This window comes from Chryseobacterium sp. NG-CE01 (genome assembly GCF_055695505.1).
This window is the reverse complement of the sequence record NZ_CM146369.1, coordinates 4,085,070-4,100,166: the sequence shown is the minus strand read 5'-3', so window position 1 is coordinate 4,100,166 and position 15,097 is coordinate 4,085,070. Positions and strand designations below refer to the sequence as shown.

General features: G+C 38.7%; 16 protein-coding genes. 8 read left to right on the top strand and 8 right to left on the bottom strand.

What is annotated here, in order from left to right:
* Positions 1 to 209: 209 nt before the first annotated feature.
* From ACYT6F_RS18735 to ACYT6F_RS18725, 3 genes are all read right to left on the bottom strand, one after another.
* Positions 210 to 2,429: an NADP-dependent isocitrate dehydrogenase gene (locus ACYT6F_RS18735; protein ID WP_472599124.1), complete on the bottom strand. Its 2,220-nt coding sequence runs from the start codon at positions 2,427 to 2,429 to the stop codon at positions 210 to 212.
* Positions 2,430 to 2,524: 95 nt separating this feature from the next.
* On the bottom strand, positions 2,525 to 3,640 hold the full coding sequence (locus ACYT6F_RS18730) for a cadherin repeat domain-containing protein (protein WP_472599123.1): 1,116 nt from the start codon (positions 3,638 to 3,640) through the stop codon (positions 2,525 to 2,527).
* A gap of 13 nt (positions 3,641 to 3,653) precedes the next feature.
* Entirely contained in the window at positions 3,654 to 4,106 is a 453-nt protein-coding gene (locus ACYT6F_RS18725; RefSeq protein WP_472599122.1) for a T9SS type A sorting domain-containing protein, read from the bottom strand.
* 145 nt (positions 4,107 to 4,251) lie between these two features.
* On the opposite strand from ACYT6F_RS18725, the gene tpx reads away from it, so the two are divergent.
* A complete protein-coding gene (gene tpx / locus ACYT6F_RS18720; RefSeq protein ID WP_472599121.1) occupies positions 4,252 to 4,752 on the top strand; it encodes a thiol peroxidase in 501 nt (166 codons plus the stop codon).
* 261 nt (positions 4,753 to 5,013) lie between these two features.
* On the top strand, positions 5,014 to 6,225 hold the full coding sequence (locus ACYT6F_RS18715; protein WP_472599120.1) for a DUF763 domain-containing protein: 1,212 nt from the start codon (positions 5,014 to 5,016) through the stop codon (positions 6,223 to 6,225).
* A gap of 62 nt (positions 6,226 to 6,287) precedes the next feature.
* On the opposite strand, the gene ACYT6F_RS18710 is transcribed toward ACYT6F_RS18715, so the two are convergent.
* The 5 genes from ACYT6F_RS18710 to ACYT6F_RS18690 all read right to left on the bottom strand — a co-directional run bounded on the left by ACYT6F_RS18710 (position 6,288) and on the right by ACYT6F_RS18690 (position 10,099).
* Complete coding sequence (locus ACYT6F_RS18710; RefSeq protein ID WP_472599119.1) at positions 6,288 to 7,127, bottom strand: SDR family NAD(P)-dependent oxidoreductase; 840 nt, start codon at positions 7,125 to 7,127, stop codon at positions 6,288 to 6,290.
* A 190-nt stretch (positions 7,128 to 7,317) separates the two neighbouring features.
* On the bottom strand, positions 7,318 to 8,055 hold the full coding sequence (locus ACYT6F_RS18705; protein ID WP_472599118.1) for an SDR family oxidoreductase: 738 nt from the start codon (positions 8,053 to 8,055) through the stop codon (positions 7,318 to 7,320).
* A gap of 458 nt (positions 8,056 to 8,513) precedes the next feature.
* Positions 8,514 to 9,086 (bottom strand): Crp/Fnr family transcriptional regulator, encoded by a 573-nt coding sequence (locus ACYT6F_RS18700; protein ID WP_472599117.1) that lies wholly within the window; start codon positions 9,084 to 9,086, stop codon positions 8,514 to 8,516.
* 71 nt (positions 9,087 to 9,157) lie between these two features.
* Positions 9,158 to 9,586, bottom strand: a complete 429-nt coding sequence (locus ACYT6F_RS18695; protein ID WP_472599116.1) for a DUF4268 domain-containing protein — start codon at positions 9,584 to 9,586, stop codon at positions 9,158 to 9,160.
* A gap of 105 nt (positions 9,587 to 9,691) precedes the next feature.
* On the bottom strand, positions 9,692 to 10,099 hold the full coding sequence (locus tag ACYT6F_RS18690; protein WP_472599115.1) for a VOC family protein: 408 nt from the start codon (positions 10,097 to 10,099) through the stop codon (positions 9,692 to 9,694).
* Between the two features lie 183 nt (positions 10,100 to 10,282).
* Here ACYT6F_RS18690 and ACYT6F_RS18685 point away from each other — a divergent pair, with 183 nt between their 5' ends.
* The 6 genes from ACYT6F_RS18685 (at position 10,283) to ACYT6F_RS18660 (ending at position 15,095) form a co-directional block, all read left to right on the top strand.
* Positions 10,283 to 10,690 (top strand): RrF2 family transcriptional regulator, encoded by a 408-nt coding sequence (locus tag ACYT6F_RS18685; RefSeq protein WP_169229851.1) that lies wholly within the window; start codon positions 10,283 to 10,285, stop codon positions 10,688 to 10,690.
* An 88-nt stretch (positions 10,691 to 10,778) separates the two neighbouring features.
* Positions 10,779 to 11,471: a phosphoadenylyl-sulfate reductase gene (locus ACYT6F_RS18680; RefSeq protein ID WP_472599114.1), complete on the top strand. Its 693-nt coding sequence runs from the start codon at positions 10,779 to 10,781 to the stop codon at positions 11,469 to 11,471.
* A gap of 19 nt (positions 11,472 to 11,490) precedes the next feature.
* Entirely contained in the window at positions 11,491 to 12,399 is a 909-nt protein-coding gene (cysD, locus tag ACYT6F_RS18675) for a sulfate adenylyltransferase subunit CysD (RefSeq protein ID WP_472599113.1), read from the top strand.
* Between the two features lie 150 nt (positions 12,400 to 12,549).
* Positions 12,550 to 13,791 carry a sulfate adenylyltransferase subunit 1 gene (locus tag ACYT6F_RS18670; RefSeq protein WP_472599112.1) on the top strand — a complete coding sequence of 414 codons (1,242 nt, stop codon included), beginning with the start codon at positions 12,550 to 12,552 and terminating at the stop codon, positions 13,789 to 13,791.
* Positions 13,792 to 13,829: 38 nt separating this feature from the next.
* Positions 13,830 to 14,714, top strand: coding sequence for a sulfite exporter TauE/SafE family protein (locus tag ACYT6F_RS18665; protein ID WP_472599111.1), 885 nt, complete (start codon positions 13,830 to 13,832; stop codon positions 14,712 to 14,714).
* A gap of 90 nt (positions 14,715 to 14,804) precedes the next feature.
* Positions 14,805 to 15,095, top strand: a complete 291-nt coding sequence (locus ACYT6F_RS18660; protein ID WP_169229856.1) for a putative quinol monooxygenase — start codon at positions 14,805 to 14,807, stop codon at positions 15,093 to 15,095.
* The last annotated feature ends 2 nt before the right edge of the window (positions 15,096 to 15,097 follow it).

Sequence of the window (15,097 nt, the reverse complement as noted above, 5' to 3'; positions counted from 1 at the left end):
CGTTTTTACGTTAAATTACAATCAAAATGGCTTTAGCCAAAACTTAATATCCGGGTGATGCAGTTTATTCGTTTGTCAAATCAAAATCGGGCGTGGTCAATGACAATCAAATGGAACCTTTTGTGTACGATAAGATAGTTAAGTTATTTTTAAACCAACAAAAAAGCTCCCTTAAAAAAGGAGCTTTCATTTATATCAAAACCTGGAAATTAAATTCCGTCAATGATTTCATTTAAAACTGTGCTTGGTCTCATTGAATCATACGTTTTGTACGTGTCCGTTTTGTAGTATCCTCCGATATCCTGAGGTTTACCCTGAGCACCAATCAATTCAGCATTGATTACTTCTTCGTTCTCTTTCATCGCCTCCGCAATCGGAGCAAACTGTGCAGCCAGTTCCGCATCAGCAGTCTGGTTAGCCAATGCTTCAGCCCAATACATCGCAAGATAGAAATGAGAACCTCTGTTATCAATTTGTCCTACTTTTCTTGCAGGAGATTTATCAGTCGCTAGGAATTTGGCATTTGCTTCATCCAATGCATCTGCCAAAACCTGGGATTTTGTATTTCCCTGAGTTTGTGCCAAATGTTCCAGAGAAGCCTGTAATGCAAGGAATTCCCCTAAAGAATCCCATCGTAAATAACCTTCTTCAACGAACTGTTCAACGTGCTTAGGAGCAGAACCTCCGGCTCCTGTTTCAAATAAACCACCACCATTCATCAATGGAACGATAGAAAGCATTTTTGCAGAAGTTCCAAGCTCAAGAATAGGGAAGAGGTCAGTAAGATAATCTCTCAATACATTTCCTGAAACAGAAATTGTATCTTTTCCTTCTCTTGCTCTCTTTAAAGTTTCTGTCATCGCATCTTTTACATCCATAATTCTGATGTCAAGACCGTTGGTATCATGATCCGCTAAATATTTTTCAACTTTTTTGATGATTTCCCTGTCGTGTGCCCTTCCTTTATCCAGCCAGAAAATAGCAGGCGTATCAGATAATCTTGCTCTGTTTACGGCTAATTTCACCCAATCCTGGATTGGCGCATCTTTCGTCTGGCACATTCTGAAAATATCACCTTTTTCTACTTTTTGAGAAAGAAGAACATTTCCGTTTTCGTCCTCAACTTCAATTGTTCCTTCAGCAGAAGCCTGGAATGTTTTGTCGTGAGAACCGTATTCTTCAGCTTTTTGAGCCATCAACCCAACATTCGGAACAGAACCCATTGTCGTTGGGTCTAATTTTCCGTGCGCTTTCATATCATCAATAACAGACTGATAGAATCCTGCATACGAACGGTCCGGAATAATACAAACCGTATCTTCTTCTTTTCCGTCTTTGTTCCACATTTTTCCGCCTCCTCTTACCAGAGCAGCCATAGAAGCATCAACGATGATATCAGAAGGAACGTGGAAATTGGTAATTCCTTTGTCTGAATTTACCATTGCCACTCTTGGCCCGTTTACCAAAGCAGCTTCGATGTCTCCTTTAATATTGGCTTCCTGCTCGTTTCCTTTGATTTTATCAAAAAGATCTGCAAGACCATTGTTAGGATTAATGTCTAAAGATTTGAAAGTCTCAGCATATTTAGTGAAAACTTCTTTAAAGAAAGTTTCTACAATAGCCCCGAAAATGATTGGATCGGAAATCTTCATCATCGTCGCCTTCAAATGTGCCGATAACAATACGTTTCTGTCTTTAGCTTCCTGAATTGCCTTTTCTACAAAAGCTTTCAAAGCATTTAAATTCATTACCGATGAATCAATAACTTCTCCTGCCTGAAGATTGGCAAAATCTTTTAATTGAGTTTCAGAACCGTCATTTCCTTTAAATACGATTCTGTATTTTGTAGCGTTTTCAAGGGTAGTTGAAGTTTCCGTCCCATAGAAATCTCCGCTTTCCATGTGCGCAACATCTGTTTTGCTGTCAGAAGCCCAGTCGCCCATTCTGTGAGGATTTGCCTTGGCATAGTTTTTAACAGCTTTAGGAGCACGTCTGTCAGAATTTCCCTCCCTTAATACAGGATTTACAGCACTTCCGAGCACTTTTGCATATTTAGCTTTAATTGCTTTTTCCTCATCATTTTTTGGTTCCGCCGGATAGTCAGGAACTGCAAAACCTTTAGCCTGCAGTTCAGCGATTGCTGCATCAAGCTGAGGTGCCGAAGCAGATATATTAGGTAATTTGATAATATTAGCGTCAGGTTGTGTAGCCAATTGACCCAGTTCAGCCAATGCATCACCGATTTTCTGATCGTCTTTCAGAAATTCCGGGAAGTTTGCTAAAATTCTTCCTGCCAAAGAAATATCCGGTACTGCAATCTCAATGTTTGCTGATTTTGTGAAAGCTTTTACAATCGGTAAAAACGAGTGTGTAGCCAACATCGGAGCCTCATCTGTAAGGGTGTAATAGATTTTTGATTTGTCTGACATTATACTGTTATTTATTATTTGATTTTTTAAGACTCACAAATTTAGTAATTATGATTGTTTTATCTGCATAAAAAAAGAGGCAAATGCCTCTTTAATCATATTTGAGTGATTGTGTACGTTCCGGTTGCATCAAAATTAAGGCTGAATTCAATTTTGAAGTTTTTAGGAGTAGATGTAAGATTTGGAAAATTAATAGGAGATCCGCTTATATCAAAAGATCCATCATTTAAATTGTCACCTAAATCTTCTGGTAAGATACCATTTGGAGCCAATTGAATATAAAAAGAATTACCATTGTTATTCGTAACTCCATATACATATATTGTAAATTTCCCGCTTGTTGTATTGTAAGATACATTAGTTGTAGGCGGAGTTCCATTTGTGGAAGTAAACTGAACTTTAGGAACAAAATTCTCAAAATTAGCTCCAATACTTGTGGAAGTATTAAAACCTACATATATCTGATAAAATCCGTTTGATGTGATATTATAGCTGCTTCCGTTGGCAATAATTGATCCAAATGAATCAGATCCGTAAGTCTGCGCTCCGTTTCCGGGGGAAGCCAAGAATTTTATCTGCGTATTTGCCTGAATATACTTATATCCGAATTTTGGCATTCCGTTACCTTTAAGTAATTCAGCGGTAGACGGATTGTAAGAATTATAAGATCCATACATATATAAATTCGACGGTATATTATTACCTGGCAAGTTGGAATTTGTAGGCAAAGTCAGGACACCGGAATCATTCACTCCTAACGCATAGCTTGTTCCGTTCGGAGACGTAAGCGTAATTCCTTGTCCCGCTCCGGTCACAACTGTTTTACTTACCTGTGCATAAGGCACGCTCATTAATTGATTTACCCCTACATTAGTATAATTGTTCCCGCCGGCAGGATCCATTTCCACTTTTACAAATTTTGTATTAGTTCCCCAGTTGATGCCTCCGAAATTCCCTGTTGTAGCAGTACCCTGTCCAATGTTTAGGTTTACCAGACCTTTGGCATTAGTCGTTTTATTATGGGTTTCAGTATATATAACTGTACCTGTAGCAGAGTTTTCTAAAATACTTATTCTTAAAGAAACATTTCCGTTGGAAATAGGAGCACCGGAAGCATTGAAAGCAATTGTCTGATAGCTGAATGCCTGCGGCACCTGCGCGCTTAATAATGTTGCTAAGAATAATCCCAGAGTTGCGTAAAGTTTTTTCATGTTCAAATAGTTTTTATTGTTTTTTGAGAATTTTAATAGGTTTAATATCCGAGTTTAAGAAAACAATCATATAAACGCCTTGTTGAAGCTGTCTTAGATCCAGCTGTTCAGAGTCTAATTTTGTTTTGAAAACAAGCTTTCCTGAAAGGTCATAAATTTCTGCTCCTTCAATTTTCGATTTTGAATTCAGCTTAACATAAATAAAATCAGCTGTAGGATTAGGATAGATTTTTACATTGTCTTTTTCAAGTTCTGAAATGCCCAAAACCTGTAAGACAGACTGGTAAAGCATTCCTAATGTGCCGGAATTTGATTTGTCGGGATCTGTAGGTATTACATAAATTTCTCCCACCGAATGTGTGAAATTATCCGCAGAAACGGCTCCGGAGTTTATATTACCAATTGCAGACTGGGCAAAACCAAAAAAAGGAACTCCCAATAAAAATAGAGTAATTTTTTGTTTCATGGTCAATAATTTAAGGATGCGAATATATAAATTTTCCGTTATAAAATACTTTTATAGGTATGTCATTTTATTAATTATTTTTAATCAATATTCGATGAGGGAATTTCCCTTTTTTAATTAAATTTGATGAACTAAAAAAAGAATTATGTCAACAACAATTACTTTAAAAGGAAATGAAGTGCACACGATCGGGAAATTACCGGAAGTAGGCTCCACCATCAGGGATTTTGCACTGGTAGATTCAGGGTTACAGGTGAAAACACTTGAAAACTTCGAGGGAAAGAAAAAGGTATTCAACATCTTCCCGAGCATTGATACGCCTACATGTGCATCATCAGCAAGAAAATTCAATGAAGAGGCTTCTGCACTGGAAGATACTGTTGTTATCAACGTTTCCAGAGATTTACCTTTTGCTTTAGGAAGATTCTGTGCTGCCGAAGGTCTGAACAATGTAGAAACCCTTTCAGACTTCAGAAGCAGCTTTGGGGATGATTATGAAGTAACCATCACGGATTCTCCGATGAAAGGACTTCTGAGCCGTGCTGTAATCGTTACTGATGCCGACAATAAAGTAGTGTATACAGAACAGGTTTCGGAAATCGCCGACGAACCAAACTACGAAGCCGCTTTAGCTGCATTGAAATAATTAAAAGATTATATTTAATAATTGCCTTGTGGACTTCCGCAGGGCTTTTTTAATTAAACACGAATGTCACGAATATTTTTCACAGATAACACAAACCTCTATCAATAGGAACGGGCTTTAGCCCGTTTAATCAAATAGCAATTCAATTGGCTTTAGCCAAAATTTATAAATTTAATTACTGAATATTCGTGAAAAATATTTGTGCTTAAAATACTGACCTCAATCATCAAAATTTAATTCTAATAGCCCTACCTTTACATCATGAAACGTTCCGGAACAGCAGATTTACCGCTTCACTATGGCAAAGTGCCGCCGTGGTTGTATGAACGTATGTCTGTGCTTGGCCTATCCATTATTGAGGTCATTCTCGCAGATTATGGAAAAGATGAGGTATTGAGACGACTCGCAGATCCTTTCTGGTTTCAGAGCTTTGGTGCCGTGATGGGCATGGACTGGCACTCTTCCGGAATTACCACTTCGGTTATGGGAGCACTGAAACGTTCCATCAACCCGAATTCCCAGACTCTCGGATTGTATATCTGCGGCGGAAAGGGAAAATTTTCAAGAGAAACACCTTCGGAACTCATCAGGATTGCCGACAAAACAGGATTAAACGGAAACGAACTCGTAAGAGCCAGCAAGCTTTCGGCAAAAGTCGATAATACGGCAATTCAGGATGGATATCAGCTATACCTGCATAATTTTATCCTGGCAGACAACGGAAACTGGAGTGTCGTACAGCAGGGAATGCATGAATCCGACAGTACGGCGAGACGCTATCACTGGCATTCTGAAAATATAAAATCTTTTGTAAAAGAACCACATACGGGAATCAACGGGGTTTCAAGAGGTAAAATTTTAAATCTTACCGATTCGGATGCTTCCCAAAACAGGAAAGGTATCTTGGAAATTTCCCATACCGATTCTGCAGAAATTATGAGTGATTTTGCAAGGCTGATTCTTCCGGCACACCACGATGTACAGGCTTCCGATGTTGATTTGAAACGTCTCGGAGCATTGTTGTATGTGACCCGCGAACAGCAGCCTCAGAATTTTGAAGACCTGCTCATGCTGGAAGGGGTAGGGCCAAGAACCATGCAGTCGCTGGCGTTGGTAAGTGAAGTGATTCACGGGGCGCCGTCAAGGTTTACGGATCCTGCCAGATTTTCTTTCGCCCACGGCGGAAAAGATGGTCATCCTTTCCCGGTTCCCACTAAAGTCTATGACGAAAGCATCAGTATCATCAGAAAAGGAATTGAAAAATCAAAGCTTGGAAATTCCGATAAACTGAAAACATTAAACAAGCTTCACGATATTGTTGTAAAAACCGAACAGAATTTTACTCCTGATTTTGATATCCAGGAGGTGATTGAAGAAGAAAGACAAAACTCATGGCGTTTTGGCGGGAAAACTGTTTTTGGTGACGCTCAGAAGCCCTCTCCTTCGAAACCGATCCAGCTTTCTTTGTTCTGATAACTAAAAAAGCCTTATACCTTTGGGTATAAAGCTTTTGTTTCAATTATGGAATTCTGATTTTAGATCCCTGTAGATAAAGTTAAATCTTCCCAGTCTTTCGCATCTTTTGTAATCGCTGCGATTTTATTGTTAAGAAATTCCGGAGCACCTACCCCCAACAGCAGATGTACCGGCGGATTTTCCTCTTTACTGATCTGTATCAGAACATCAGCTGCTTTTACCGGATCATTCGGCTGGTTTCCGTTGATCTCATCCAAATGTGCTTTCTCCGAGTTTCTTGCCGCTTCATAGGCTTCAATAGAATTTTCAGGTGTTTTTACCGAATCTTTTGTAAGGAAATCCGTACGGAAATAAGCAGGATAAACAACCGTTGCGTGAATTCCGAAATCCCTCGCTTCTTCGGCCAAAGCCTCCGTAAATCCGGCTACTGCAAATTTTGTGGAACAGTAAACTCCCCAGCCCGGAAAACCGCCGTAATAGCCTCCAACAGATGAAATATTGAAAATATTTCCTGATTTCTGCGCTCTGAGATAAGGCATTGCATTCCTGATTACATTCAAAGTTCCGAATACGTTAACATCGAAATTGGCCCTTGCTTCGGCATCGCTCAATTCTTCCAGCGTTCCCAATTGTCCGTATCCTGCATTGTTAATAATCACATCAACATTTCCAAAATGTTCTACTGTTTTATCCAGAGCAGATTTTACATCATTATTATCCGTAATATTCATACTCAACGGGAGGAAATTTTCGGAAACTTCTCCGAAGGCATCCGTTAAAGATTCTACCGTGCGGCTTGTTGCAGCCACTTTAAATCCATCAGATAATAATTTTTTTACCAGTTCGAACCCAAGACCTTTAGACGCTCCTGTCACGAACCATACTTTTTTTGCTTCCATTTTTTAATATTTTTATTGTTTTAAATGATGGTACAAAGGTGGTAAGAAGCACCGTTTTAAAAGTAGCCGAATCCTCGAATGATGTAACCAAATCGTGAATGATCCGAATTTCTTGCCAAGCAGGATGCAGGAATTAGCTTAATAAAAAAAGAGAAACGTTAAGTCTCTCTTTAATATAAGTGTTAAAAAACTACCACGGGCTGATTCCGCTTTCATCCTCAATATCATTACTGAAATACTGTCCGGTCGGTCCGTTTTCATCCGTTAAAGTATTTTTTACGATGAATGATGCCGCACTTTCTACGGAGCCTGGGCCGCTATGGCCATTGAAATCGGTTGCCGTATATCCGGGATCAATTACATTCACTTTAAACGGCAGTTCTCTCAGTTCGTACGCAAGCGTTATGGTATACGCATTCAAGGCTGACTTTGAAGGGCCGTAAGCTGCTGTTTTTACGTGATAATATTTCCATGCCGGGTCGCTATGCAAAGTAAGAGAACCTAATCCTGAAGTGATGTTGCTGATTCGCGGACTGTCTGATTTTTTAAGCAAATCTAAAAATGCCTGGGTAACATTGATTACTCCAAAGAAATTGGTGTCAAAAACTTCGCGGATATCATTCACCGAAGTCTCGGAAGCGGTCTGGGGATTTACGCCCAGAATTCCGGCATTATTGATGAGGATATCCAGTTTTCCCTGTTCGTTTTCAACCACGTTCCTTGCTTTGGCTATTGATTCAGGATTGGTAACGTCGATTTCAATTGCTTTGATATTCTGAAATCCCTGCTCTGTCAATCCTTTTACAGTTTCTTCCCCTTTTGCAAGATTACGGCTTCCTAAATACACGAATAATCCCTTTTCTGAAAGTTGTTTTGCGGTTTCAAGACCAATGCTTCTGTTGGCTCCTGTAATTAATACTGTTTTCATTTTTTATATTTTAACTGATGTAAAAGTCCGACAATAAAACAGGGTGACATTTGCCATTTGGCAAAAAGAGAAGTTATGAGAAATTATGGTTGTCGTATTTTATTAAGTTCCGGTTTAAGGAAGGTAAATACCGGAAATAAAAGATCAGCCGCAAACTTTACATGAAATCCAAACAGCGTTGTTTGTATTTAAAATCAATTGACATTGAATTAAAACAGTATTGTTTGTACTTACCATCAGCATACATCAATAATAAATAGGGTTGTTTTAATTGAAAATCAATTGATATTGAATTAAAACAGTTTTGTTTATTCTTACCATCAGCATACATAAAGTGCCAACAGGGGTATTTGTATTTAAATGCGATTTAGTTTACAGGAGTGGATGAATTTTCAAAGGCTGTGAAGTAATTTATTGACAGTGACATCAACAACTTTATACATCTCACAAAATTCAATTTACAGCCTTATATTCTTCCTGATCCTGCTTAAAGAAGACTGTGTCACGCCAAGATAAGAAGCTACATAAGAAAGCGGAATTCTGTTGACTGCCGTAGGATAAATTTCCAGGAATTTGAGATAACGTGTTGTAGCATCTTCGGTCACAAGCGGGCTCCTTCGTTCCACTTTCTGGATTAAAGCTCGGGAAATGATTTTATGAACGATGGCATCAAAACCGACAATAGTCTGCAATAATTCCTGCCAGTCCTTTCTTTCGAAAACAACAAGCTTGCAGTCTGTAACGGCCTGAACATAAGAGCTTGAACAAATCTGGTTATCAAAGCTTTCAAGATCTACGACAAGGTTGTTTTCTTCAATAAAATATTTGGTGATCTCCTCGCTTTTATTGTTGTAGTAGCATACGCGCAGGATTCCGTCAACAACAAATCCCACCTGTTTGGCTACTTTACCGGCTTCGGAAAAATATTCTTCTTTGGGCAGACTGATCTCTGTTGCTTTTGCTGCAATAAAATCCATCTGCTGCTGGTTGAGATTCCCGAATCTGAGGATAAAGTCAAATAGTTCTTTCATGAATGCAAGGTAAGGAAAGAAATTATTCTGGCATTTGCCATTTGGCAAATAAAAGATCGGTGGTTATAGAGTTAAACGTCTTTTATAAAATCTTCATATTCATAATAGAACCTTTCAAAACCATCCATTTTATCAACGAAAAACTGAAAAGTTTCCTGCCATGTATTTTTATTGAAAATGGAAACGCCATGTTTTTCAACCCAGATCCTGCTGATGACTTTCCCGTTTTCCAGCGTATAAGATTCTTCCTTATGAAAATCGCCGATAAAATCTTTCAGAATATCCTCAAGCGACCAGATTTTATTGTAATAGGCATCTCTGAAAACTTCATCTTTCATTTCGATATCCAGAGATACTTCTGCTTTTTTATTATCCGCATAAAACTTGAAAGACATATCCTTGATCTTGGTATCGTATAAAATCCATTTTCTCGGGAAAGATTTTCCAAAGGCCGTCCAAAATTCTTTTTTTAGCTGTTGTGCTTCCTGTTTGCTGAACATATAACAAAAGTAGGAATTTTTGACCGGAATGGAATAAGAAGAAAAAAGAAAGCCCGCCGAAAAACTTAATTTTCCTGACGGGTCTCTGTCAGTTCATATCCAATATTATTTTCCTTCTGATCTTAATGCTGCTTCAGGAGTAACGGGGGTGAAGAAATTGACAAGATTTCCGTCAGGATCACGAAATAAAAGTGATTTATTTCCCCAGGGCATTACTGTCGGCTTCTGTACGATGCTTCCCTGAAGATAGGCAGATAATCTTTCATACTCTTTATCAACATCATCTACCTTAAATTCAATAATGATGCTGCGGTTTTGTTCCGGTTGTGCTATATCATCACCGCCAAAGAACTGTAATGTTTTTGTACTTCCGATGGCTAAAGTTGCTGTTGCCGTTCTGAACTCAGCGAAATCCGGCGTGTATTGTATCAGAGAAAATCCTGTGATGTGTTCGTAAAATTTTATTAACCTTTCTATGTCTGCAGTAATGATGCGTATTGATAATAGATTCATTTTTTATGTTTAATTATAGCACAAAATTAGCCGATCGGATGACAGCTGTCTGTCAGCAGTCTTTGAATTAATTCAAATAAAATTATATTGGTAGTTTCTGTATATTGCAACGTATTCATATCCTGATCTTTCAACTTTTCAGGATATTGATGGATTTAAAACAATTTTCTTATTTTTGTAGTAATGCTGTCTAAAAAATCTCAATACGCGTTTAAGGCGCTGTCGTATCTTGTAGAAAAGAGGAACGACGGGCCGATTCTTATTTCCGAAATTGCCGATCATAAGAAGATCCCTTTGAAGTTTTTGGAAAATATCCTGCTCGAACTTAAAAAAGCGGGGATTCTCGATAGTAAAAAAGGTAAAGGTGGAGGATATTTTTTTAAAGAAAATCCTGAAAACGTTAAGCTGGCCAAAATTATCCGTCTCGTAAACGGACCCATAGCGCTGCTTCCTTGTGTAAGCCTGAACTTTTATGAAAATTGTGAAGACTGTACCGAAGATCATTGCGGGCTGCACGACGTACTGATTGAAGTAAGGGATGCCTCGCTGAATATTCTGGAAAGAAAAACTTTAATGGATCTGGTCGACTGACCCGGTCCTTTTTTTTGAATTATTAGTCTACTTTTTTGGTGGGATAATAATTTTATTGGATATTTGCATTACTTCAAATGAATAAATTATGGTTTCAAAAGAAGATGCAGAAACACTCAGACAGCTTCCGCCAGAAGAAGGATTGAAATTTATTTCTTCACGTTTTCCGGAAACAGCTGTTTTTTCAACATCACTTGGTCAGGAAGACCAGGTCATTACCGACATCATTTTCAAAAATAAGCTGCCGATAAAGGTTTTTACATTAGATACAGGCAGGCTTTTTTACGAACACTACGAACTGCTTTCACAAAACAACGCCCGCTATGCAACCAAAACGGAAGTCTATTTCCCGGAACCTTCGGATGTTGAAAAATACGTCAATGAAAAAGGCATTAATGCGTTTTACCATTCTGTAGAAAACAGGAAAGAATGTTGTTTCATCAGAAAGGTTAAACCTTTAAACCGCGCCCTTGAAAATGCAGACATCTGGATCACAGGATTGCGTTCTGAACAATCTGAAAACCGTGCAAATATGCCTATTATCGAATGGGACGAAGAACGGAGGCTTTACAAGTATAATCCGCTAATCGACTGGAATTACCAGCAGGTTCTTGTTTATCTGCAGCAGAATAAGGTTCAGGAACTGTCTTTGCATAAAAAAGGATTCATCAGTGTTGGCTGTCAGCCATGTACAAGAGCTGTTGTTGAAGGCGAGAATCCGCGTGCAGGACGCTGGTGGTGGGAAAATTCACAAAAAGAATGCGGTCTTCACACGCATTAATTCAAATATTACTTTCAAAATGAACACATATAAACTAGACTATCTGGAGCAGCTGGAGGCTGAAAGTATTTACATTATGCGGGAAATCGCCGCACAGTTTGAAAAGCCGGCTTTGCTTTTCAGCGGCGGAAAAGATTCCATCACATTGGTACATCTGGCAATAAAAGCTTTTGCACCCATGAAAATCCCTTTTCCTTTGGTACATATTGATACCGGCCACAACTTTCCGGAGGCATTGCAGTTCAGGGATTATCTTGCAGAAACAATCGGTGCAGAACTGATCGTACGAAGTGTGGAAGATACCATTAAAGCTAAAAAATTAGCGGAGCCTAAAGGAAAATTTGCCTCAAGAAACTGGCTGCAGACGCATACTTTACTCGATACGATTGAAGAATTCGGGTTTGATGCATGTATCGGCGGAGCCAGAAGAGACGAAGAAAAGGCAAGAGCAAAAGAACGTTTCTTCTCCGTTCGGGATGAATTCGGGCAATGGGACCCAAAATTACAGCGTCCCGAACTCTGGAATATTTATAACGGAAGAATCAGCAAAGGTGAAAATGTAAGGGTTTTCCCGATTTCCAACTGGACGGAACTTGATGTCTGGAACTATATCAAAAAAGAAAATATTCAGCTTCCATCGATTTATTTTGCGCATGACCGAGATGTTATAGAATATGAAGGCCAGCTGATTGCCGTTTCAGATTTTATTCAGATTGATGAGCATGATACGATCCTAAATAAAAAAGTCCGTTACAGAACGGTAGGTGATATGACCTGTACAGCAGCCGTAGAAAGCCATGCGGAAACGCTGGATGAGGTTGTGAACGAAATCACAGCTTCCAGAATTTCAGAACGCGGCGAAACCAGAATCGACGATAAAGTAACGGAAGCGGCTATGGAAGACCGAAAAAAGGGCGGATATTTTTAATAAGCAAAGAGCAATTGGTAATAAGCAATGCCAATTGTGCTTAAAATTTGTTTTTAAATTTAATATAATTTCTAACATGAAGATAGGTAATATAATTTTGATGAGCTCAGAAATTACTTATTACCTATTATCATTATTAATAAACTAAACGTGGACATATTAAGATTTATCACTGCAGGAAGTGTGGATGACGGTAAAAGTACCCTTATCGGAAGACTTCTTTATGACAGTAAAAATATATTGGTCGACCAGTTGGAAGCACTGGAAAAACAATCAAAAAACAAAAACGAAAACGGAATAGACCTTGCCATTTTAACCGACGGATTACGGGCTGAAAGAGAGCAGGGAATTACCATTGATGTTGCCTACCGATATTTTTCGACACCTAAAAGAAAATTTATTATTGCTGATGCACCCGGACATATTCAGTATACAAGAAATATGATTACGGGAGCCTCAAACTCACAGCTGATCGTCATTCTTATTGATGCAAGACAGGGAGTTATCGAGCAGACGAAAAGACATTCCATCATCGCTTCATTACTGAAGATGAAACATGTAGTGGTAGCCATTAATAAAATGGATCTCGTTGACTACTCACAGGAAATTTTTAATGATATTAAAATTCAGTATGGTGAAGTTGCAGCAAAACTGGGACTGGAAAATATCAGCTATTTCCCGATTTCGGCATTTCACGGTGATAATATTGTTTCCCGGTCAGAAAATATGAGCTGGTACGATGGTCCTTCACTGCTTGATTTTCTGGAAACAGTTGAGGTCAATAACAACAACGAGTTTGAAAGCCCGAGATTCCAGGTACAATATGTAATCCGGCCTCAGACTGATGAGCTTCACGATTACAGAGGTTATGCCGGAGAAGTGATTTCCGGCGTTTACAAAAAAGGGGATGAAATTACGGTGCTTCCGCAAAATATCAATACAAAAATATCGTCTATTGAAACAGGAGGTAAGGAAACGGATGCTGTTTTTGCCGGACAGCCTGCCGTTATTCATATTGAAGATGATATTGATATCAGCCGCGGTGACTTCCTCGTTAAACAGGACAGTCTTCCAAAAATGGAAAATGAAATTGAAGCGGTTGTCTGCTGGTTGGATAAAAAAGAACTGACTGAAGGCAGTAAATATTTTATTCAGCATAAAAGCAAGCTTCTGAAAGCGCTGATAAAAGAAATCGAATATAAAATTGACGTCAATACATTAGAAAAAATTCCGGTTACGGAAAATATCAGGCTGAATGAAGTGGTAAAAGTCAGATTGAAGACGGCTTCTCCACTTGTATTCGACAGCTTTAATGAAAGCCGTAACACAGGAAATGCCATCCTGATCGACGAAACCGGCAATTCGACAGTAGGTGCTGTCATGATCCTGTAAGTAATAATTATTGTTTTAACAACTAAAAGTAAACGGTAATGATCATCTCAAGAAAAGTTCAGGTTAGGCTCAATGTATTTTTTATAACAGCCGCAGTATTGTCTGTTACCGTTTTTTCCATGTATCAGCTCGGGTATCTGGACGAACTTTTTACGGTCCTTGCTAAAGATAACTATATTTTTTACTGGATGCTGCTGGTGGGCGTTTTAGCGGAAATTGTAGCCGGATCAATGGGAATGGGTTACGGTGTCATCTGTACCACCACACTGTTGTTTCTGGGTATTCCGCCACATGCGGTAAGTGCGAGCATTCATTCCGCCGAAAGTTTTACCACTGCGGCAGGAAGCATAAGCCATATCAGGCTTAAAAATGTAAGTAAAACGCTGGTGAAAAGGCTTGCGGTTCCGGCCGTGATCGGAGCCGTGATCGGAGCTGTTTCTCTGACATATCTGGGAGAGTATTATTCAAAAATCACGAAAACCATTATTTCCTTTTATACGCTGTATCTGGGAATTCAGATTTTATCCAATGCCTTTAAAAATAAGCAGGATAAAAAACTGAAAAAGAAAACCAATCTTACCAGACTGGGCCTTGCCGGAGGATTTATCGATTCATTTGCCGGAGGAGGATGGGGGCCTTTGGTGACCGGAACATTAATTAAAAATTCCTTTACCCCAAGATTTGCAGTGGGAAGTTCTACGGTTGCCAAGTTTATCTTAACCCTTACCGCAGCCATTACCTTTATTTTTACCCTGGGAATTCAGCATTTGAACATCATTTTCGGACTTTTGATCGGCGGAATCTTTACCGCGCCTTTTTCTGCAATGCTTACGGCTAAACTCCCTGTGAAGAGCATGTTTATCGTCATTGGACTGCTGGTGATCATTATGAGTTCCATAACCATCTATAAATCTGTTTTTTAATAAAAATCACTTAATGTGTGGAAAATTAAAGCAATAAAAAATATTTTTGGTTTTGAAAATATTTTACTTTTACAGCATTAAAAAAATACTATGAACATACACGTCGTTGCCGTTTTTAAGTTTAATGAAAACTATTTAATGGAAGCTGTTGAGCTTTTTCAGACTTTGGTAAAAGAAACCAGAAAAGAAGAAGGCTGTCTGAAATATGATCTTATTGAAGATAAAGACAATAAAGGAACATTCTTTATGGTAGAATTATGGGAAACCGAAGATCATCTGAACCGTCACAGCGGGCAGGATCATCTGCTGAACTTCAGAAAAGAAGTATCCAAAATGCTGGAAAGCTCTACCGTAGTGTATAAAGGGTTTAAAACACTTTAAAT